The 20,297-nt window shown below is 72.9% G+C and carries 21 protein-coding genes; 17 read left to right on the top strand and 4 right to left on the bottom strand.

Annotated features, from left to right (window positions below; all coding sequences use genetic code 11):
- Window positions 1-176 precede the first annotated feature (176 nt).
- The 4 genes from ACFP3U_RS06015 to ACFP3U_RS06000 all read left to right on the top strand — a co-directional run bounded on the left by ACFP3U_RS06015 (window position 177) and on the right by ACFP3U_RS06000 (window position 4,667).
- On the top strand, window positions 177-2,207 hold the full coding sequence (locus tag ACFP3U_RS06015) for a serine/threonine-protein kinase (RefSeq protein WP_380224139.1): 2,031 nt from the start codon (window positions 177-179) through the stop codon (window positions 2,205-2,207).
- Between the two features lie 50 nt (window positions 2,208-2,257).
- Window positions 2,258-2,437, top strand: a complete 180-nt coding sequence (locus tag ACFP3U_RS06010) for a DUF6104 family protein (RefSeq protein ID WP_030309148.1) — start codon at window positions 2,258-2,260, stop codon at window positions 2,435-2,437.
- A 219-nt stretch (window positions 2,438-2,656) separates the two neighbouring features.
- Window positions 2,657-3,574, top strand: a complete 918-nt coding sequence (locus ACFP3U_RS06005) for a DUF4097 family beta strand repeat-containing protein (protein WP_380224138.1) — start codon at window positions 2,657-2,659, stop codon at window positions 3,572-3,574.
- Window position 3,575: 1 nt separating this feature from the next.
- Window positions 3,576-4,667 carry a PadR family transcriptional regulator gene (locus tag ACFP3U_RS06000; RefSeq protein ID WP_380224137.1) on the top strand — a complete coding sequence of 364 codons (1,092 nt, stop codon included), beginning with the start codon at window positions 3,576-3,578 and terminating at the stop codon, window positions 4,665-4,667.
- Window positions 4,668-4,740: 73 nt separating this feature from the next.
- Here the strand turns inward: ACFP3U_RS06000 and ACFP3U_RS05995 are convergent, their stop codons facing one another.
- Together ACFP3U_RS05995 and ACFP3U_RS05990 are read right to left on the bottom strand one after the other, a co-directional pair.
- On the bottom strand, window positions 4,741-5,703 hold the full coding sequence (locus ACFP3U_RS05995) for a zinc-binding dehydrogenase (protein WP_380224136.1): 963 nt from the start codon (window positions 5,701-5,703) through the stop codon (window positions 4,741-4,743).
- Between the two features lie 92 nt (window positions 5,704-5,795).
- On the bottom strand, window positions 5,796-6,992 hold the full coding sequence (locus tag ACFP3U_RS05990; RefSeq protein ID WP_380224135.1) for an NAD(P)-dependent malic enzyme: 1,197 nt from the start codon (window positions 6,990-6,992) through the stop codon (window positions 5,796-5,798).
- Window positions 6,993-7,987: 995 nt separating this feature from the next.
- On the opposite strand from ACFP3U_RS05990, the gene ACFP3U_RS05985 reads away from it, so the two are divergent.
- From ACFP3U_RS05985 to ACFP3U_RS05970, 4 genes are all read left to right on the top strand, one after another.
- A complete protein-coding gene (locus tag ACFP3U_RS05985; protein WP_380224134.1) occupies window positions 7,988-8,923 on the top strand; it encodes an ABC transporter substrate-binding protein in 936 nt (311 codons plus the stop codon).
- A gap of 96 nt (window positions 8,924-9,019) precedes the next feature.
- Complete coding sequence (locus tag ACFP3U_RS05980; protein WP_380224133.1) at window positions 9,020-9,931, top strand: amino acid ABC transporter permease; 912 nt, start codon at window positions 9,020-9,022, stop codon at window positions 9,929-9,931.
- A 44-nt stretch (window positions 9,932-9,975) separates the two neighbouring features.
- A complete protein-coding gene (locus tag ACFP3U_RS05975) occupies window positions 9,976-10,728 on the top strand; it encodes an amino acid ABC transporter ATP-binding protein (RefSeq protein WP_380224164.1) in 753 nt (250 codons plus the stop codon).
- A gap of 144 nt (window positions 10,729-10,872) precedes the next feature.
- Window positions 10,873-11,466 carry a CGNR zinc finger domain-containing protein gene (locus tag ACFP3U_RS05970; RefSeq protein ID WP_380224132.1) on the top strand — a complete coding sequence of 198 codons (594 nt, stop codon included), beginning with the start codon at window positions 10,873-10,875 and terminating at the stop codon, window positions 11,464-11,466.
- A gap of 12 nt (window positions 11,467-11,478) precedes the next feature.
- Here ACFP3U_RS05970 and sodX read toward each other — a convergent pair whose 3' ends face one another.
- Window positions 11,479-11,937 carry a nickel-type superoxide dismutase maturation protease gene (gene sodX, locus ACFP3U_RS05965; protein ID WP_380224131.1) on the bottom strand — a complete coding sequence of 153 codons (459 nt, stop codon included), beginning with the start codon at window positions 11,935-11,937 and terminating at the stop codon, window positions 11,479-11,481.
- Between the two features lie 217 nt (window positions 11,938-12,154).
- Between sodX and sodN the strand changes: the two genes are divergently transcribed.
- The 8 genes from sodN (at window position 12,155) to ACFP3U_RS05925 (ending at window position 18,742) form a co-directional block, all read left to right on the top strand.
- Window positions 12,155-12,550 (top strand): superoxide dismutase, Ni, encoded by a 396-nt coding sequence (gene sodN / locus ACFP3U_RS05960; protein WP_030392857.1) that lies wholly within the window; start codon window positions 12,155-12,157, stop codon window positions 12,548-12,550.
- Between the two features lie 350 nt (window positions 12,551-12,900).
- On the top strand, window positions 12,901-13,989 hold the full coding sequence (locus ACFP3U_RS05955; RefSeq protein ID WP_380224130.1) for a FecCD family ABC transporter permease: 1,089 nt from the start codon (window positions 12,901-12,903) through the stop codon (window positions 13,987-13,989).
- 20 nt (window positions 13,990-14,009) lie between these two features.
- Window positions 14,010-14,780, top strand: coding sequence for an ABC transporter ATP-binding protein (locus ACFP3U_RS05950; RefSeq protein WP_380224163.1), 771 nt, complete (start codon window positions 14,010-14,012; stop codon window positions 14,778-14,780).
- An 85-nt stretch (window positions 14,781-14,865) separates the two neighbouring features.
- Window positions 14,866-15,861 carry an ABC transporter substrate-binding protein gene (locus tag ACFP3U_RS05945; RefSeq protein WP_380224129.1) on the top strand — a complete coding sequence of 332 codons (996 nt, stop codon included), beginning with the start codon at window positions 14,866-14,868 and terminating at the stop codon, window positions 15,859-15,861.
- An 89-nt stretch (window positions 15,862-15,950) separates the two neighbouring features.
- Window positions 15,951-16,334: a nuclear transport factor 2 family protein gene (locus ACFP3U_RS05940; RefSeq protein ID WP_380224128.1), complete on the top strand. Its 384-nt coding sequence runs from the start codon at window positions 15,951-15,953 to the stop codon at window positions 16,332-16,334.
- 9 nt (window positions 16,335-16,343) lie between these two features.
- A complete protein-coding gene (locus ACFP3U_RS05935; protein WP_380224127.1) occupies window positions 16,344-16,820 on the top strand; it encodes a GNAT family N-acetyltransferase in 477 nt (158 codons plus the stop codon).
- 274 nt (window positions 16,821-17,094) lie between these two features.
- Window positions 17,095-17,505, top strand: coding sequence for an ATP-binding protein (locus tag ACFP3U_RS05930; protein WP_093860582.1), 411 nt, complete (start codon window positions 17,095-17,097; stop codon window positions 17,503-17,505).
- A gap of 154 nt (window positions 17,506-17,659) precedes the next feature.
- The gene (locus ACFP3U_RS05925) at window positions 17,660-18,742 is read left to right on the top strand and encodes an RNA polymerase sigma factor SigF (protein ID WP_380224126.1); all 1,083 of its coding nucleotides are present in this window, start codon (window positions 17,660-17,662) and stop codon (window positions 18,740-18,742) included.
- Between the two features lie 78 nt (window positions 18,743-18,820).
- Here the strand turns inward: ACFP3U_RS05925 and ACFP3U_RS05920 are convergent, their stop codons facing one another.
- The gene (locus ACFP3U_RS05920; protein ID WP_380224125.1) at window positions 18,821-19,249 is read right to left on the bottom strand and encodes a hypothetical protein; all 429 of its coding nucleotides are present in this window, start codon (window positions 19,247-19,249) and stop codon (window positions 18,821-18,823) included.
- 50 nt (window positions 19,250-19,299) lie between these two features.
- On the opposite strand from ACFP3U_RS05920, the gene ACFP3U_RS05915 reads away from it, so the two are divergent.
- Window positions 19,300-20,271 (top strand): diacylglycerol/lipid kinase family protein, encoded by a 972-nt coding sequence (locus ACFP3U_RS05915; RefSeq protein ID WP_380224124.1) that lies wholly within the window; start codon window positions 19,300-19,302, stop codon window positions 20,269-20,271.
- Window positions 20,272-20,297 lie beyond the last annotated feature (26 nt).

The following is a 20,297-nucleotide window of genomic DNA, read 5'->3' as shown; positions in this document are numbered from 1 at the left end:
CCGTGCACGCGCTGTGTGCGAAGGTCCCAGCTCTGCAACCAAAGCGCTACCGACCTGCGCGGCGGGCTGACGGGTCGATAGGTTAGGCCTCGCCAGACCGTTGTCCGGGTGCTCCTCGTCGCACCCACCGCCGGCGGTCGGTGAACCTCGCCGCTCTCCCAGGGGGATCAAACCGCATGACCGCCGACACGCCACGGGACGCCTCCGCCGCACCGCTCCCGCCGGTCTTCCAGCCGCTGCTCCCGGACGACCCCCGGGAGGTCGGCGGCTACCGGCTGTTCGCCCGGCTCGGCGCCGGCGGCATGGGCCGCGTCTACCTCTCGTACACGCCCGGCGGCCGGCCGGTGGCGCTCAAGGTGGTCCGCCCGGAGTTCGCCGAGGACGGCGAGTTCCGCCGCCGGTTCGCCCAGGAGGTCTCCAACGCCCAGCGCATCCACGGCCTCTACACCGCCCAGGTGATCGACTCCGGCGGTCTGGACTCGGACGCGCCGTGGCTGGTCACCGCCTACGTCCCCGGGCCGTCCCTGCAGCAGGTGGTGCGGGAGAACGGCGCGCTGCCGGTGCGCACCGTGCTGCTGCTGATGGGCGGCATCGCCGAGGCCCTGCAGGCGATCCACAGCGTCGAGGTGGTCCACCGCGACCTCAAGCCGGCCAACGTGCTGGTGGCCGGCGACGGCCCGCGGGTGATCGACTTCGGCATCGCCCGGGCCGCCGACGCCACCGCGCTCACCGGCACCGGCTACCGGATCGGCTCGCCGGCCTTCATGTCCCCCGAGCAGGCCCAGGGCCGCCCGGTCAGCCCGGCGACCGACGTGTTCGCGCTCGGCGCGCTGGCCGCGTACGTGGCCGGCGGCAGCGCGCCGTTCGGCGACGGCCCGGACACCGCCGTGCTCTACCGGGTGGTGCACGAGCAGCCCGACCTGGAGGCCGTGCCGGCCGACCTGCGCGAGCTGGTCCTGCGCTGCCTCGCGAAGTCGCCGGAGGACCGGCCGAAGCCGGCCGAGATCATCGACATCGCCCGCAACCACCCGAGCGTCGGCGGCCAGCTGCGGTTCGCCGACGACTGGCTGCCCCGGCAGGTCAACACCGAGATCACCCGCCGCTCGGACCTGCCGAAGACGCCGCCCACCCCGCTGCCGGCCGCTCCCCCGGCCCCGGCCGGCCCGCCGACCGGCTCCTCCCACCACACCCCGGCGCCGCCGTCCGGCGCGCCCGCCACCCACGCGGCCACCGCGCCGTCCTTCGGCCCGCCGCCGCCCGGGTTCGGCCCGGTGCAGCCGGACACCCCGCCGCCCGGCTTCGTCCCGCCGCCGGTCGGCGCGTACGGGGTCGTGCAGCCGCCCACCGAGGCGCCGACCGGCCCGCTGCTCGGCACCCCGCCCACCGTCCAGCTGCGGCAGGACCCGCCGTCCTACGACACGCCGCCGCCCGGCCCGGTGGTCACCGACTCCCCGGCGCCCGCGCCGGAGCCGGCCCGCAGGAGCGGCGTCTCGTGGAAGGTGCTGCTGACCGTCGCCCTGGTGATGGCGGTCGGCGGCACGGCCGGCGGCGTCGCGCTGATGGCCAAGTTCAAGGACGACGACAAGAAGAACTCCGCCCAGTCCGGCCCGGCGAGCACCCCGGCGAGCGTCCCGCCGGCGAACAACCCGGCCCCGGCCGCCAGTACGCCCGCGGACACCCCCTCGCCGACCCCGACGCCCACGTCGAGCAAGACCTCCGGTGCCGTGACGGCGCCCTCGGCCCCGGCCTCCAACGGCGTGACCGCACCGGCCCGGCCGACCGGCTACCAGCCGATGATCGACAAGAAGCCGCTGGCCATCCCGGCCGCCGAGTACTCCAGCGACGCGTACCGGATCGACCTGACCGCCGGCACCGTGGTGCCGCGCGGCACCGAGCTGAAGTGGGGGCTCGGCCTCAGCCGGGAGTCCAACAGCTTCAGCGGCAGCCGGGCCGACTCCTTCGCCAGCTCCGGCGACAGCAAGTCGGACTTCGCGGTGATCACCGAGGCGGCCGTCACCCCCGAGCAGTGCGCGGTGGCGATCGACTCCCGCCCGGACACCGACCTGACCTTCAACCGGGTCACCCCGGGCCGGCTGCTCTGCATCCGCGACCGCGTCACCCGCAACATCGCCATCGCCGCGGTCGAGGTCGCGGACGCCACCACCGGTGCGGCCAAGGTGACCCTGTCCACCTGGCGGGCCAGCTGACCCGGTCTATCCTGACCAGGTCGAATCCCCACCGGACCGGAGCGAAACCCGTGTACTTCACCGACCGCGGCATCGAGGAACTGGAGAGCCGGCGCGGCGACGAGGAGGTCACCTTCGAGTGGCTCGCCGAGCGCCTGCGCGAGTTCGTCGACCTCAACCCGGACTTCGAGGTCCCGGTCGAGCGGCTGGCCACCTGGCTGGCCCGGCTCGACGACGAGGACGACGAGTGACCCGGTGAGACGGCCGTCCCGAGGGCCCGGAGGCAACCGCCTCCGGGCCCTCGCGCATGCCCGCCGCATGCCCGCCGCAAGACGGACCCTAGGGGCGGACCTCGGGGTCCGCTCCGGGTCGGTCTCGGGGTCGGACTCCCTTGACTTCGCCGTCACGCGATATATCGTCTTTTGCAGAAGACGCGATACATCGCGAGTTGTCAACGGGAGGCGGCAGAGATGAGCCAGTGGACGGTCGAAGGTCCCGACAGGATCACCATCGAGGAGGCGGTCCGGACCCTCCAGGTGCGGACCATCGACGGCACGGTCAACGTGGTCGCCGCCGAGGGCCCCGCCCGCCTGGAGGTCACCGAGCTCACCGGCGAGCCGCTGCACGTCACCCTGGCCGACGGCGTCCTCACCGTCACCTACCGGGACCTCAGCAGCTGGAACGAGTTCGGCGACGTCCTCAAGTCGGTCGAGTCGGTGAAGGGCTTCTTCTCCTCCTTCAAGCGCAAGCGGACCGCCGCGGTCACCGTGACCGTGCCGGCCGGCACCGAGGTCAAGGTCGGCACCGTGTCGGCCTCGACGACGGTCTCCGGCTTCACCGAGCACGTCTCGACGCAGACCGCCAGCGCCGACATCACCCTGGTCGGCCTGGCCGGGCGGACCGACGCCACCACCGTCACCGGCGACGTGGACGCCCAGTCGGTGGCCGGGCAGCTGCGGCTGAACACCGTCTCGGGCCGGCTCACCGTGCTCGCCGGCACCGCCGACAAGGTCAGCGCCAACGCCGTCACCGGCGCGGTCACCCTGGACCTCGCCGCCGCCACCCCGACCGAGATCAAGGTCAACACGGTCAGCGGCGCGGTCGGCGTCCGGCTGCCCCCGCTGGCCGACACCAAGGTCGAGGCCGGCACCACCAGCGGCGACCTCTCCTCCGGCTTCGAACAGCTCCAGGTCGGCGGTGGCTGGGGCACCAAGCGCCTCTCCGGCCAGCTCGGCGACGGCACCGGCAGCCTCTCGGTCACCACCGTCTCCGGCGCGGTCACCGTCCTCCAGCGGCCGGACGCCGAGGAGGACGGCCGGGCGGCCGTCCGGGAGCTGCCCGCCACCGACGGCCCGGCCACCGGCCCCGACTTCACCAAGGAGGCCTGACATGACCCCCGTCTTCGGCCACGGCCGGCTCCGGCTCTACCTGCTGAAGCTGCTCGACGAGGCCCCGCGCCACGGCTACGAGGTCATCCGCCTCCTGGAGGAGCGCTTCCAGGGCCTGTACGCGCCCTCCGCCGGCACCGTCTACCCCCGGCTCGCCAAGCTGGAGCAGGAGGGCCTGGTCGCCCACAGCACCGAGGGCGGTCGCAAGGTCTACCGGCTCACCGACGCCGGCCGCGCCGAACTCGCCACCCGGCAGGGCGAGCTGGACGAGCTGGAGCTGGAGATCCACGACTCGGTGACCCAGCTCGCCGGGGCGATCCGCGAGGACGTCCGGGACAGCGCCCAGGACCTGCGCGAGCAGCTCTGGGGCGCGGCGGCCGAGCAGGCCCGGCGCGACACCCCGCGGCCGGCGGAGCAGGACGCCGGCGGCGCCGGGAACCCGTGGGCCGGCCCGTGGGGCGACCAGGCCGCCTGGCAGCGCGCCAAGGAGGAGTTCGCCCAGTTCAAGCGGCAGGCCAAGGAGCAGGCCAAGCGGGCCAAGGAGCAGGAGAAGGCCGCCAAGGCCAAGGCCAAGGCCGCCGAGGAGGAGGCCCGCCGGCTGCGCGAGCAGTCCCGGGCGGCCCGGACGGCGGCCCAGCAGGAGGCGCTGCGGATCAAGCGCCGGGTCGAGCAGCAGGTCCGCGAGCACGCGGCGCGCGGCGACTGGCCGACCGGGCTGGCCGAGGGGCTCTCCGAGCTGACCAAGGGGCTGGCCGGACTGGCCGACGCGGCCCGCTGGGGCCACCCGGGCGAGGGCAAGGAGGCGCCCGCCGGCGCTCCCGCCGGCGCTCCCGCCTCCGCCGAGCGGATCACCGTCACCCGGATCGACCTGGACAAGGACGGGCCGGCCGACGAGGCCCCGGCCGACCTGCCGCCGTGGGCCGCCACCGATCCGTCCGGCGACCCGGGCCGGGAGCTGGAGCGGCTGCTCGACCGCTTCCGCGACCAGGTCCGCGACGCGGCCCGGGACGGCGGGGTGACGCCCGCGCGGCTGGCCGAGGCCCGCGCCGTCCTCGGCACGGCCGGCGAGCGCCTGAAGCGCCTGCTGGGCTGAGCCCGGACCTCGCCGGTGCCCCGGCTCCCCCGCGCGGGGAGCCGGGGCACCGGCGCGTCAGGACGTCAGAACATCACGGCGTCAGGACGAGCTTGCCGAAGACGTCGCCCTTGGCCAGCCGGGCGAAGGCGTCCGGCGCGTCGGCCAGCGGCAGCACCGAGTCGATCACCGGCCGGATCCCGGTGGTGGCGCAGAACGACAGCAGCCCGGCCAGCTCCTCCTTGGTGCCCATGGTCGAGCCGACCACCCGCAGCTCCAGGAAGAAGATCCGGTTCAGCTCGGCCGCCGCCGGGCTCGGCCCCGAGGTGGCGCCGGAGATGACGATCGTGCCACCCGGCCGGAGCGACTTCACCGAGTGCGACCAGGTCGCGGCGCCGACCGTCTCCATCACCGCGTCCACCCGCTCCGGCAGCCGGGCCCCGCTCGGGAACGCCGCGTCGGCGCCGAGCTCCACCGCCCGGTCCCGCTTGGCCTCGTCCCGGCCGGTGACCCAGACCCGCAGGCCGGCCGCCTTGCCGAGGACCACCAGCGCGGTCGACACCCCGCCGCCGGCGCCCTGCACCAGCACGGTGTCGCCGGGCTTCACCCCGGCGTTGGTGAACAGCATCCGGTAGGCCGTCAGCCACGCCGTGGGCAGGCAGGCGGCCTCCTCGAAGGAGAGCCCGGCGGGCTTGGGCAGCAGGTTCCAGGTGGGGACGGCCACCCGCTGGGCGAAGGTGCCCTGGTAGCGCTCGGTCAGGATCGAGCGCGGCTCGTCCGGCCCGACACCGTGCCCGGTCTGGCCGATCACGGAGTGCAGGACCACCTCGTCGCCGTGCTCGTCGACGCCGGCGGCGTCGCAGCCGAGGATCATCGGCAGCTTCCCGGCGGGCAGGCCGACCCCGCGCAGCGACCAGAGGTCGTGGTGGTTCAGGCTGGCGGCCCGGACCGTGACCACGCTCCACCCGGGCGGGGCCGTCGGTTCCGGGCGTTCGCCCAACTCCAGCCCGCTCAGCGGGTCGTCGGCGTCGATTCGTGCGGCGTAGGCAGCAAACATGCACCGGACGATAGCCAGAACGCCCCCGGGCCCGGAACACCACGTGACTGTGACGCGTGTCCCGGGCCCGGCGGCTTCTGGTCCCCGACCGCCTAGCGGCGGGCGACGCCCTCGGCGCGGGCGGCCTCGGCGACGGCCTTGCTGACCGCCGGGGCGACCCGCTCGTCGAACGGCGAGGGGATGACCTTCTGCGGCGTCAGCTCGTCGGCCACCACGCCGGCCAGCGCCTTGGCGGCGGCCAGCTTCATGCCCTCGGTGATCCGGCTGGCCCGGACCTGCAGCGCGCCGGCGAAGATGCCCGGGAACGCCAGCACGTTGTTGATCTGGTTCGGGAAGTCGCTGCGGCCGGTGGCCACCACGGCCGCGTACTTGTGCGCGACCTCGGGGTGGATCTCCGGGTTCGGGTTGGCCATGGCGAAGACGAACCCGCCCTCGGCCATGGTCGCGACGACCTCCTCCGGCACGGTGCCGCCGGAGACGCCGATGAAGACGTCGGCGCCGGCCAGCGCGTCGGCCAGGCTGCCCTTGAGGGCGGTCCGGTTGGTCAGCGCGGCGATCTCCGCCTTGACGTCGGTGAGGTCCTCGCGGCCCTCGTAGACCACGCCCTTGCGGTCGCAGACGGCCACGTCGCCGATGCCGGCCGCCACCAGCATCTTGGCGATGGCGATGCCGGCCGCGCCGGCGCCGGAGATGACGGCCCGGAGCGAGCCGATCTCCCGGCCCGTCACCTTGGCCGCGTTCCAGAGCGCGGCGGTGGTGACGATCGCGGTGCCGTGCTGGTCGTCGTGGAAGATCGGGATGTCGAGGGCCTCCTGGAGCCGGCGCTCGATCTCGAAGCAGCGCGGGGCCGAGATGTCCTCCAGGTTGACGCCGCCGAAGGACGGGGCCAGCCGGACCACGGTCTCGACGATCTCGTCGACCTCGGTACAGGCCAGCGCGATCGGCACGGCGTCCACGCCGCCGAACTGCTTGAACAGGATCGCCTTGCCCTCCATGACGGGCAGCGAGGCCTCGGGGCCGATGTCGCCGAGGCCCAGCACGGCGGTGCCGTCGGTGACCACGGCCACCGTGTTGGACTTCCAGGTGTAGTCGTTGACCAGCTCGGGCTGCTCGGCGATGGCCGTGCAGACGCGGGCGACGCCGGGGGTGTACGCGAGGGACAGGTCGTCCGCGTCGCGCAGGGGAACGGTCGCCCGGACCTCCATCTTGCCGCCGCGGTGGAGCGCGAACACGGCGTCGACCGGATCGTCGGTGTCCTGAGTACTGCTGTGGATGATCTCCGCTGCCACGATGACCTCTTCGTCACTGATCGAGCGAGGACACCCGGCCGACGGGGACGGACGACCCGGCCGGTCCCGGCGTCCGGTGTGGAGCGTCCGGTCACCGGAACCCGGGAACGCCGAAGCGCCCCCGGAGGAAGGCTGGGTCGGGGCGCCGCCGTCGGACGAGCGCCCTCGAAATGAGGGTTTATGGATTTGTCTGCGTAGGGCTGCGCTGTGCTTCCGGGCCGAGCGTAGGTCGGACGAGGGCATCGCACCCATGCCTTTTCGTCCAAGTCACATGGTTGTCATACGCCTCACAGCACCTGAGCACACCAGGCATCGTGAGGACCGGACCCCGGCTGCGGCAATGGCGAACGCGCACGCACACCCGCAGGAGTGAACGCAGACCCGGAGGGAGGCCGGTGCTTCGGATACGGAGTCGGCGTTCTGGACTTCCGTTCCTGCGCACCCCGGGCCTGTTGCGGCCCGGCGGTCTGGTTCGAGCGTCGGGGGTCACCCGGTACCGAATTCTGACACACCCGCCCACGGCTCCGGCAGATCGGGATGGGAGGATCCGTTGTTCCGCCATCTCGCGTCCACCCCCGCGACACCGCGGTCCCGAGCGGGGGTCCGGACCGCCGTGGGGCGGGCGCACGATCGGGCGAGTGCGCGGCCGGGCCTCCGGGCGGACCGCGGAGAGATCTGCATACTTATACGCAGGGTGACAGGGGCGCGGCATTCGTTCGTATATCGGACGGCACGGCCCCTCGTTATCCGATTTTGATCTGAATGAGGGCCACCCGAGCGTCACCAGATGGCAGGATTCCCCCATCTCGGATCGAGCCGGCCACTGGTCGAGGCGGTTCGGTCAACGCCCACCTCGGCGGAAGGTGGCGGAGAGCAGTACCCGGCACCACCCCTACGCCTGCCCCATCCGTACAGCGACGTACGGCCCTGCTGCTTAGGTGTGCCGCCCCCGCGGCGCGCTCCGCCCGACCTCTCCCTCAGGAGGAGATCCCCCCATGATCGCCCGTACCCAGCGCACCCGCCTCCTCGCCTCCGCGGCGGTGCTCGCGTCCGCGTCGCTCGTGCTGACCGCCTGCGGCAGCAGCAAGTCCTCCTCCAGCGCCGGCAGCGGTGCCGCCAACCCCAGCGTGAGCGTCGCCGCCGTGTCCGCCGACCCGGCCCTCGCCGGGCTCGTCCCGGCCGACGTCAAGTCCTCGGGCAAGCTGATCGTCGCCGCCGACGCCTCGTACGCGCCCAACGAGTTCAAGGACGACAAGGGCAACATCGTCGGCCTCGACGTCGACCTGGCCGGCGCGATCGCCAAGAAGCTCGGCCTGACCGCCGACGTGCAGAACGCCGACTTCACCTCGATCATCCCGGGCATCACGGCGAAGAAGTACCAGCTGGGCATGAGCTCCTTCACCGACACCAAGGAGCGCGAGCAGACCGTCGACATGGTCAGCTACTTCACCGCGGGCAGCGCCATCGCCGTGAAGAAGGGCAACCCGGACAAGATCGACCCCAAGGACCTCTGCGGCAAGAAGGTCGCCGTCCAGACCGGCACCACGCAGGCCCAGGAGATCACCGACGTCCGCAACCCCGAGTGCAGCAAGGCCAACAAGCCGACCATCCCGAACGACGGTGACAAGTTCACCCTCCAGACCGACGTGACCACCGCGCTGGTCTCGGGCCGCGACCAGGTGATGATGGCCGACTCGCCGGTCGTCGACTACGCGGTCAAGCAGACCAACGGCCAGCTGGAGAAGCTCGGCGAGACCTACGACAGCGCGCCCTACGGCGTCGTCGTCGACAAGGGCTCCCCGCTCGGCCCGGCCGTCCAGGGCGCCGTCCAGGCGCTGATCGCGGACGGCACCTACAAGCAGATCCTGGCGAAGTGGGGCGTCGAGGCCGGCGCGATCGACAAGTCCGAGATCAACGCCGCCAAGAGCTGATCCTCCGCACCACCAGACCCCTGAGGCCCCAAGGTGAATTCTTCCGCGCAGGGGGCGGTGAAATCGGGACGGCCTGAGACCATCAAGGCCGTCCCGGTGCGCCACCCCGGACGCTGGGCCGGAGCCGTCGTCATCGTCGTGCTCGCGGCGATGCTGCTCCATGCCCTGATCTTCAACCCCGCGTTCCAGTGGGACGTCGTCAGAGACACGCTCACCAACGAGCAGATCATCGACGGCATCTGGGTGACCCTGGAGCTGACCGCGCTGTCCATGCTGATGGGCGTGGTCGGCGGCGTGCTCCTCGCCGTCATGCGGCTCTCGCCGAACCCGCTGCTGTCGGGGACGGCGTGGTTCTACATCTGGATCTTCCGCGGCACGCCCGTCCTGGTGCAGCTGGTGTTCTGGAACTTCCTGGGCGCCCTCTGGCCGAACCTCTCGCTCGGCATCCCCTTCGGACCCGAGTTCTGGTCCGAGTCGACCAACACCCTGATCCCGACCTTCACCGCCGCCCTGCTGGGCCTCGGCCTCAACGAGGCGGCGTACATGGCGGAGATCGTCCGCGGCGGCATCCAGTCCGTCGACGAGGGACAGACCGAGGCCGCCCACGCCCTGGGCATGAGCCGCTCGGCCACGCTGCGCCGGATCGTGCTCCCCCAGGCGATGCGGGTGATCATCCCGCCGACCGGCAACGAGACCATCTCGATGCTGAAGACCACCTCGCTGGTCCAGGTCATCTCGCTCGCCGAGCTGTTCACCGCCGGCCACGACATCTACTCGCGGACCTTCCAGACCATCCCGGTCCTCGTCGCGGTCAGCATCTACTACCTGCTCATGACCTCGATCCTCACGGTGGGGCAGTACTACATCGAGCGGCACTACGCTCGTGGTGCGAACCGGACCCTGCCGCCCACGCCGATCCAGCGGCTGCGGCTGCTGTTCGGCGGCAGGACCACCCCGAAGGCCAAGAACGACGTGGTCCCCGGACTCGAGGGAGGTGGCCACGTATGACCGACCTGACCAAGACCCCGGCCGACGCCCACAACGGCGGCCCGATGGTGCGGGCCGAGGCCGTCCACAAGTCGTACGGCCTGGTCGAGGTGCTCAAGGGCATCGACCTGGAGGTCCAGCAGAGCGAGGTGTTCTGCCTGGTCGGCCCGTCCGGCTCCGGCAAGTCGACCTTCCTGCGCTGCATCAACCACCTGGAGAAGATCAACGGCGGCCGCCTCTGGGTGGACGGCGAGCTGGTCGGCTACCGGCAGAAGGGCGACCGGCTCCACGAGCTCAGGGACCGCGAGGTCGCGCTCAAGCGGCGGGACATCGGCATGGTGTTCCAGCGCTTCAACCTCTTCCCGCACATGACCGCGGTGGAGAACGTGATGGAGGCGCCGGTCCAGGTCAAGGGTGAGTCCAAGGCGGAGGCCAGGGAGCACGCGATGGCCCTGCTGGAGCGGGTCGGCCTGTCCGAGAAGGCCGGGAACTACCCCTCCCAGCTCTCCGGCGGCCAGCAGCAGCGGGTCGCCATCGCCCGGGCGCTCGCCATGAAGCCCAAGCTGATGCTCTTCGACGAGCCGACCTCGGCGCTCGACCCCGAGCTGGTCGGCGAGGTGCTCGACGTCATGCGCGGGCTGGCCGAGGAGGGCATGACCATGATCGTGGTCACCCACGAGATGGGCTTCGCCCGCGAGGTCGGCGACGCGCTGGTGTTCATGGACGGCGGCGTGGTCGTCGAGTCCGGCAACCCCCGCGACGTCATCGGCAACCCGCAGCACGAGCGCACCCGCGCGTTCCTCTCCAAGGTGCTCTGACGAGTGCTCTGAGCGTGTTCTGAGCGCACCGTCCAGTGGCGCCCGGCAGGCCGGTCCTGTCGGGCGCCGCGCTTTTCCCGCTTTCGCCCTCCGGGTAATAGGCTGGAAGCGATCAGCCCGTTACCGATCTCTGGAAGGACCACCGTGGAGCTCGCCTCGTACGCCGACCTGGCCGTCCGGCTGGTGAACACCGAGGAACCCGAGCGCGGCACCGACTCGCTGACCTCGGTGGACGCGGTGCGCGGCCTGTTCGCGGACTCCTCCCGCGCCCGCGACCTCGCCGACGAGTCGGACCTGCCCCGCCTGCGGGCCGTCCGCACCCGGCTGCGCGGCGTCTTCGAGGCCGCCGCCGAGGGCGAGGCCGTCCGCAGCGTCGACCTGCTGAACAGCCTGCTGATGGAGTTCCCGGTCAGCCCGCTGGTCTCCGGGCACGACTACCTCGACGAGGCCGGCCGGCCCCGCTGGCACCTGCACCTCGCCGACAACTCGCCCACCGCCACCGCGCACTTCAGCGCCGTCGCCTGCATGGGCCTGGCCGTCCACCTGACCGAGCTGGGGGCCGACCGGCTCGGCATCTGCCAGGCCGCGCCCTGCCGCAACGCCTACCTGGACACCTCGACCAACCGGTCCCGCCGGTACTGCTCGGACCGCTGCGCCACCCGCGCCAACGTCGCCGCCTACCGCGCCCGCAAGCGGCTGGAGGCCCAGGAGGCCGCCGCCGCGGCGGCCGGCCTCTAGGGATCTAGGGATCTAGGAGATCGGCAGTTCCTCGGGGCGGACCCAGACGCCGAGGCGGCGGGCGAGCCCGGGGATCCGGGCCAGCGGGGTGCCGAGCAGCAGCCGCTCCAGCCGCCGGCCGGGGGCCAGCCAGGCCGGGCGCGGGCGCAGCCGCAGCAGCACCCGGCCGAGCACCAGCTCGTCCGGGACCGCGCCGTAGCTGCGGCTGTCGCTGTCGACCGGCCGGTTGTCGGAGAGCAGCCACCAGCCCTTGGGTCGGCGGCCGTCGGCGCGCTTGACCACCAGCAGGTTCTGCTGGAACGGGTGGCGGAACACCACCACCGCGCCGGGCCGGATCCGCGCGCCGTAGCGGACCAGCAGTTGGTCCCCGTCGCGCAGCGTCGGCACCATGGAGTCCCCCGCCACGTCGATCAGCCCGAACGGCGCACCGCCGCCCGGCGCGCCGTCCTCCGGTTCCGTGCTCCGTCCCACGGCTCCTCCTCCCGGCTCGCGTCCGCCGTGTCCCGTCCGGCTACCGCCGCCTCCCGCTTGTCGCAGACCAGTCTGCCGCACCGGACCGGGCCCGCCGATGTCCGGATTCACCCGGTTCCTGCTCCGCCTTTTGCCCTAGGCCCGCCGCCCGATCGGGAAACCGCAGGGCACGGGGGGTAATCTCGGGCGCGGGAAGACGATCTAAGGAAGGACTTCCATGTTCTCTCGCCTGTTTGCACCGCGCGCCACCGCCCACGCCCACTGCGACCTGCCCTGCGGTGTCTACGACCCGGCCCAGGCCCGGATCGAGGCCGAGTCGGTGAAGGCCACCCAGGAGAAGTACCAGGCCAACGAGGACGCGCACTTCCGCGCCCGCGCCGTCATCATCAAGGAGCAGCGCGCCGAGGCCGTCAAGCACCACATCTCGGTGCTGTGGAGCGACTACTTCAAGGCCCCGCACTTCGAGAAGTACCCGCAGCTGCACCAGCTCATCAACGACACCCTGAAGGCCGCCTCGGCCGCCAAGGCGTCCACCGACCCGGCCACCGGCCAGGCGCTGCTCGACCTCATCGCCGAGGTTGACAAGATCTTCTGGGAGACCAAGCAGGGCTGATCCCCGCTCAGTCGCCCTTCGACCGCCCCCGTCCGGATCCGGACGGGGGCGGTCGCGCGTTCGCGGCCCGGTGCCGGCCGGTGCCGGTTGTTTGCCGATCCGATGCCGACCGGTAAGGGCCAGGGCCGAAAGGCGCTTGTTATGCTGCCAGGGCGTCCCACGGGGAAAGCCGGTGCGAATCCGGCGCTGACCCGCAACGGTAAACGGCCCCCGCGGCCGTGAGCCCGATCGCCCGGGGGCGCCGACCTCCCGACAACTCGCCGCGGACTGCGAGGGGATGGCGCCCCGGCACACCCCTGCCCGGGCCGCGCCGCCCCGCGCCGTACCCGGCCCGAGGCAAGGCGCGCCCCGTGAGCAGCAGCACCGCGACCGCACCCGCCACCGCCGCCCCACCGGGCCCGCGCCGGACGGCCGCCGTCCCCCTCGCCGCCGGACTCGCCGCGGCCCTGCTCGGCTCACTGGTCTGCGCCGTCGCGGTGGGCTCCTCCGGGCTCGGCCTCGGGCAGGTCCTGCGGCTGCTGGCCGCCGGACTGACGGGTGGCCGGCTGGCGGCCGAGGAGGCCGCGGCCTACGCCATCGTCTGGGAGATCCGGCTGCCGCGCGCCGTCCTGGCCGCCGTCGTCGGCGCCGGACTCGCCGCCACCGGGGTCGCCGTCCAGGCGATGGTCCGCAACGCGCTCGCCGACCCCTTCGTGCTCGGCATCTCCTCCGGCGCCTCGGTCGGCGCCAACGCCGTACTGATGCTGGGCGCCTTCGCCTCGCTCGGCGTCTGGGCGCTCTCCGTCTCCGCCTTCGCCGCGGCCCTGCTCGCCATGGTGCTGGTCTACCTGACGGCCCGTACCGCCCACGGGCTCACCCCGCTGCGCCTGGTGCTCACCGGCACCGCGATGTCCTACGGCTTCTCCGCGGTGACCGCCCTGATGGTCTTCGCCGCCGCCCGCGGCGAGGCCGCCCGCTCCGCCATGATGTGGCTGCTCGGCAGCCTCGGCGGGGCCACCTGGGGCTCGGTGCCGATCGCCGCCGTCACCGTGCTGGCCGGCCTGGGCTACCTGGCCTGCGCCGCCGGACGCCTGGACGCGCTGGCGATGGGCGACGAGACGGCCGCCTCGCTCGGCGTGGACCCGGACCGGCTGCGCCGCGAGCTCTTCGTGGTCACCGCGGCCGTCATCGGCACCGTGGTCGCGGTCAGCGGGGCGATCGGCTTCGTCGGCCTGATGGTCCCCCACCTGGTGCGGATGCTGGTCGGCGCCGGCCACCGCCGGGTGCTGCTGGTCGCGCCGCTCGTCGGGGCGCTGCTGCTGGTCTGGGTGGACATCGTCTCCCGCACCCTGCTGGCGCCCGCCGAACTGCCGGTCGGCGTGGTCACCGCGGCCCTCGGGGTGCCCTGCTTCCTGCTGCTGATGCGCCGTCGCGGCTACGCCTTCGGAGGTGGCCGGTGAGCACCACCGCCTCCGGGGCCCTGGACCTCGCCGTCGACCGGGTCTCGGTCGACCTGGCCGGCGTCCGCCTGGTCCACGACGTCACGCTGACCGCCGCCGCCGGCCGGGTGGTCGGCCTGGTGGGCCCGAACGGCAGCGGCAAGTCCACCCTGCTGCGCTGCGTCTACCGGGCGCTGAAGCCCGCCGCCGGGGCCGTCCTGCTGGGCGGCGAGGAGTTGCACGGGCTCGCCCCGCGCGAGGCCGCCCGGCGGATCGCAGCCCTGCCGCAGGAGCACTCCGCCGAGTTCGACTTCACCGTGGCCGAGGTGGTCGGCATGGGCCGGCTGCCGCACCGGCGCGGCGCCCTGGCCGGCCCGTCCGCCGCGGACGGGGAGCACTGCGCCGCGGCGCTGCGCCGGGTCGGCGCCGCGCACCTGGCCGAGCGGAGCTTCCCGAGTCTGTCCGGCGGTGAGAAGCAGCGGGTGCTGATCGCCCGCGCGCTGGTCCAGGAGCCCCGGGTGCTGGTGCTGGACGAGCCCACCAACCACCTGGACATCGCGCACCAGTTGGAGGTGCTGGCGCTGGTCCGGGAGGCCGGGCCGACGGTGCTGACCGCGCTGCACGACCTCAATCTGGCCGCCGGGCACTGCGATCTGCTGTACGTGGTCGCCGGCGGCCGGATCGTCGCCTCCGGGCCACCCGCCGAGGTGCTCGCACCGGCGCTGCTGGCGGAGGTGTTCCGGGTCCGTGCGACGCCCGTGCAGCACCCGGTCACCGGCGCCGCCCAGCTGCTGTTCGACCGCCTGCCGTAGCCGGCCCGCTCACCCGCCCCGCTCACCCGGACCGCCCCCGCCCCGCCCCCGAACGACCCGCCGACCACCGCCCCGAGGATCTCCCATGCGTACCAAGGCCGTTGCCGCCGCCACCCTGCTCGCCCTCGCGCTCACCGGCTGCGGGGCCGAGATCGCCCCGCGCGGCGACGCCGCCACCGCCTCCGCCCACTACCCGGTGACCGTCGAGAACTGCGGCGCCCCGGTGACCTTCCGGGAGAAGCCGGCCCGCGCGGTCACCAACGACGTCGGCATCACCGAGCTGATGTTCGCGCTCGGCCTGGAGGACCGGATGGCCGGCTACGTGATGCCGGACGACAAGGGCCAGGTCGACAAGGTCCCGTGGAAGGACGCCTACCAGCGGACCCCGTGGCTCTCCAAGCGGCAGATCACCAAGGAGATCGCCCTGGAGGCCAGGGCCGACCTGGTGTTCGCCGGCTGGCACTACGGCTTCGACGAGAGCAGCGGCTTCACCCCGCAGACCCTCTCCGGCCTGGGCATCGCCTCCTACGTGCTCACCGAGTCCTGCCACAGCGGCAAGGGCCCGGAGCGCGGGGTGATGTCCCCGCTGAACGCGCTGTACACCGACCTCGCCAACCTGGGCGAGATCTTCGACGTCCGGGACCGGGCCGACCGGCTGATCGCCGACTTCAAGGCGAAGATCGCCGCCGTCCCCGAGCCCGCGTACCGACCGGGCGTCTTCCTCTACGATAGCGGCGAGGACAAGCCGTTCACCTCCGGCCGGTTCGCCGCCCCGGAGGAGATCATCACCAAGGCTGGCGGCCGGAACATCATGGGCGACATCGCCGACTCCTGGACCACCGTGGGCTGGGAGAGCGTGGTCGAGCGCGACCCCGAGGTGATCGTGATCAACAACTACGGCACCCCCGACGCCGAGGCCAAGCGGAAGTTCCTGCTGTCCTTCCCGCCGCTGGCCGGCGTCTCGGCCGTCCGCAACAACCGGATCTTCGTGCTGGACTACGTCGACCTGGTGGAGAGCCCGCGCAACCCGGCCGCGGTCACCGCCCTGGCGGAGTACCTGCGGACCGTCCCGGCCCGCTGAGCCGCGTGCTGCCGACCCGCCCTCCGGCCGGTCCCGACCGGCGTACGCTCGGAGTACGAGCCGACGGAACCGACCGGAGGAGCGAGAACATGACCACCATGGCCGCACCGTCCGCCTTCGACGTCCGGGCCCTGCGCGCGGGGATCGAGCACGCCGACGCCCGGGCGCTGCTGGCGCTCTACGCGGACGACGCCGAAGTGCGCGTGGTCGACCGCAAGACCCAGCCCAGCCACCCCCTGGTGATGCACGGCCGGGACGAGATCGGCGCGATGCTGGACGACCTCTACGGCCGCGAGACGACCCACACCCTGGAACAGGTGGTGCTCCAGGCGGACCGCCTGGCCTTCCTGGAGTCCTGCCGCTACCCCGACGGGATCCGGGTGCTGGTCAGCTCGACCGCCGAGCTGCGGGACGGGCGGATCGTCGACCAGACCTCCGTCCAGGCCTGGGACGAGACCGAACCCCCGCAGTAGGCTCGTCACATGATCCGCACCGCCGTTCCCGCCGACGTCCCCGTCATCCACCGCATGATCCGCGAACTCGCGGAGTACGAGAAGGCCGCCCACGAGGCGGTCGCCACCGAGGAGCAACTGCGTACCGCGCTGTTCGGCGATCACCCGGCCGTGTACGGCCTGATCGCCGAGGACGACGCCACCGGCGAGCCGGTCGGCTTCGCCCTCTGGTTCCTCAACTTCTCGACCTGGCGGGGCACCCACGGGATCTACCTGGAGGACCTCTACGTCCGCCCGGAGGTCCGCGGCGGCGGCCACGGCAAGGCGCTGCTGCTGGAACTGGCCCGGATCGCCGTCGACCGCGGCTACTCCCGGGTCGAGTGGTCGGTCCTCGACTGGAACCAGCCCTCGATCGACTTCTACAAGGCGCTCGGCGCCGTGCCGATGGACGAGTGGACCGTCTACCGCCTGACCGGGGACGCGCTCACCGCCGCCGGCACCCGCTGAACCGGCGCGCGGGGCGCGCGCGACGGGCGTGCGGAGACCTCGTCCGACCACTGCCACCCTGCGTCGCGATGCCTTACCATGAGTGACTCCCGCACCGGGGCGCGAACGCGGTAACGTCTCGCACGGACGGCGGCGTCCGGTCGCCCCCCGAGGGGTATGACCGGTACGTACCGCACCACCCCTCTGGACAGTTGGGGCGAAGCAGTTGAGCCAAGCAACAGACAGTGCCGCGGCCACCGGCCCGGAAGCACAGCGCGTCACCCAGGAGGTGAGGGTGTCCCAGATCGACGGCGAGCCCGGAGTCCAGGACTTCGTGGAGGTCCGGCTGCCCGCGGCCGGGGCCTACCTCTCGGTCCTGCGTACAGCCACGGCGGGCCTCGCGGCCCGGCTGGACTTCACCCTGGACGAGATCGAGGACCTGCGGATCGCGGTCGACGAGGCCTGCGCCATCCTCCTCCAGCAGGCCGTCCCCGGCTCGGTCCTCTCCTGCGAGTTCCGACTGGTCGGCGACTCCCTGAAGGTGATCGTCTCGGCGCCCACCACCGACGGCCGGGCGCCCGAGCGGGACACCTTCGCCTGGACCGTGCTGTCCGCGCTGGCCGGCGAGGTGGAGTCCTCGGTGGCCGAGGACAACACCGTGTCGATCAGCCTGCACAAGAAGCGCGGCGGCTCCGCCGCCCACTAGGTCCGCCGCGGCAGCGCGGCAGCAGCACCTGACAAGGGTCGTCCGCCCGGCACCGGCCGGGCGGACGGCTCCCGGTACCGCCCCCACCCGGCGGTACGACCATCGAGACGAACCGGGACCGGCGGTCCCGGTGCTCCCGGAACGGAACGGGGGAATGGCCGTGAGTGATCTGGACCGTACCGGCCTCGCGACGGCGGGCCCTGCCGTACCGACCCAGGCGAGCGTTCCCGGCCTCGCCGCCAACGACGAAGCGCACCCGAAGGACGCCCACCGGATGAGCCAGCCGACCGAGCCGACGCCCGAGTCGTCGCCCGATCAGTCGCCCACGCCCGCGCCCTCGGCCGCGGACCTCCCGGAGGCCGGCCTCCCGGACGACGGACCGGACGGCGACCCGGACACCGACGCGGGCGACGGGGTCGCCGACCGGGCGGCGCCCGGGGTGCGCGCCGCGGTCCCCGCCCAGGGCCCGCAGCGCAGCGGCGCACCGGACCGCGAAGCGGCCCGGGCGCTGTTCGTCCGGCTGTCCGCGCTGCCCGACGGCTCCCCGGAGCGCGTCGAGCTGCGCAACCAGCTGGTGCGCATGCACATCCCGCTGGTCGAGCACCTGGCCCGGCGGTTCCGCAACCGAGGCGAGCCGCTGGACGACCTGACCCAGGTCGCCACCATCGGGCTGATCAAGTCGGTGGACCGCTTCGACCACGAGCGCGGGGTCGAGTTCTCCACCTACGCGACGCCGACCATCGTCGGCGAGATCAAGCGGCACTTCCGCGACAAGGGCTGGGCGGTCCGGGTACCGCGCCGGCTCCAGGAGCTGCGGCTGTCGCTGACCACGGCGACCAGCGAGCTCTCCCAGCGGCACGGCCGCTCCCCCACGGTGCACGAGCTCGCCGAGCACCTGGGGATCTCCGAGGAGGACGTCCTGGAGGGACTGGAGTCCGCCAACGCGTACTCCACGCTCTCGCTGGACGTGCCGGACAGCGACGACGAGTCGCCGGCCGTCGCGGACACCCTGGGCGCCACCGACGAGGCGCTGGAGGGCGTCGAGTACCGCGAGTCGCTCAAGCCGCTGCTCGCCCAACTGCCGCCCCGGGAGCAGAAGATCCTGGTGCTGCGGTTCTTCCGGAACATGACCCAGTCGCAGATCGCCGCCGAGGTGGGCATCTCGCAGATGCACGTCTCCCGGCTGCTCGCCCGGACGCTCGCCCAGCTGCGGGAGAAGCTCCTGGTGGAGGAGTAGGACCGACTAGGACTGACGGCCGCTCAGCGGCGGCCGTCGGGCCCGTGCCGGACCCCGGCAGACGGCGGCCCTCTGCGCTCAGCCCTCGTGCGGAGCGTAGAGGGCCGCCGTCGCCTTCGGGCTGAGCAGCGCGCAGATGCCGGCCAGGCCGAGCAGGCCGACGCCCACCGCGACGGCGGCCATCGCCCCGCCGCTCTGCCACATGTAGTAGGCCACCGGCAGGCAGAGCGAGTTGGTCAGCACGGCCGGGCTGCGGCCCCAGCGGCGGCCCTTGAGCAGCGCCCGGGCGGCCAGTACCGGCAGCACGCCGAGCAGCACGATCACCAGGCCGCCGAACTCGTTCAGGGCGAGCTGCTTGGACTGGCCGGACAGCGCGGCGACCATGTCCCAGACGCCGACGACGGCCAGCGCGGCGCCCGCGACGGCGGTGATGGCGGCGCCCACGGTGAGGGCGGTCGGGCGGCCGGCACCGGGCGCGGGTACGGGTGCGGAGGATTCTGCGGTCACTCCAGCAGGGTAGCCGCCGCTTGGTCCGTACCGACCCGTAGGCTGAGCACATGCGCGCTCTCCTGGTCGTCAACCCGAAAGCGACCACCACCAGCGGTCGGACCAGGGACGTCCTGATCCACGCCCTGCGCAGCGACCTCAAGCTGGAAGTGGCGCAGACCGAGTACCGCGGCCACGCGCGCGACCTGGCCCGCGAGGCGGCGGAGGACGGCGCGGTCGACCTGGTGGTGGCGCTGGGCGGCGACGGCACGGTCAACGAGACGGTCAACGGGCTGCTCTCGCACGGCCCGGGTGAGAAGGTCCCCCGGCTGGCCGTGGTCCCGGGCGGTTCGACCAATGTGTTCGCCCGCGCGCTGGGGCTGCCGAACGACCCGGTGGAGGCGACCGGCGCGCTGCTGAACGCCCTGGAGAGCCGGCGGGAGCGCCCGATCGGGCTGGGCAAGGCGATGACCGAGGGGCTGCCGGACCGCTGGTTCACCTTCACCGCGGGGCTGGGGTTCGACGCCGGGGTGGTGGGCCGGGTCGAGGAGCAGCGCCGGGCGGGGCGCAAGTCCACGCACGCGCTCTATGTCACGCAGGCCCTGCGCCACTTCATCACCCAGCGTGAGCAGCGCAGATCAGGCCCGGTCTCGCTGGAACTGGCGGGCAGCGAGCCGGCGCCGGGCATGGTGCTGGCGATAGTCAGCAACACCTCTCCGTGGACCTTCCTGGGCAACCGCCCGGTCTACCCCTCGCCACTCGCCTCCTTCGACGCGGACCTCGATGTCTTCGGCATCACCCGGATGACGGCGTTCGGCACCGCTCGAACGGTCCGTCAGATCCTGCGGTCGCACGGGCCTTCGACCGACGGCACCCCGCCGCCCGGTCCCTCCGGGAAGCATGTCGTCTCCTATCACGACGTCCGACACTTCACCTTGGTTTCACAGGAACCGGTCCCGTTCCAGGTCGACGGGGACCACCTTGGATCCAGGAGTCGCGTCAGTTTCACAGGCGTACGGCGGGCACTGCGTGTGATTGTGTGACTAGAAGGGGCCTTCACCCTTCTTCT

It is taken from the genome of Kitasatospora misakiensis, assembly GCF_042656005.1.
In the GTDB taxonomy this organism is placed as follows: domain Bacteria; phylum Actinomycetota; class Actinomycetes; order Streptomycetales; family Streptomycetaceae; genus Kitasatospora; species Kitasatospora misakiensis.
Note: the sequence above shows the minus strand (reverse complement) of the source record. Positions and strands in the feature narration are given on the sequence as shown.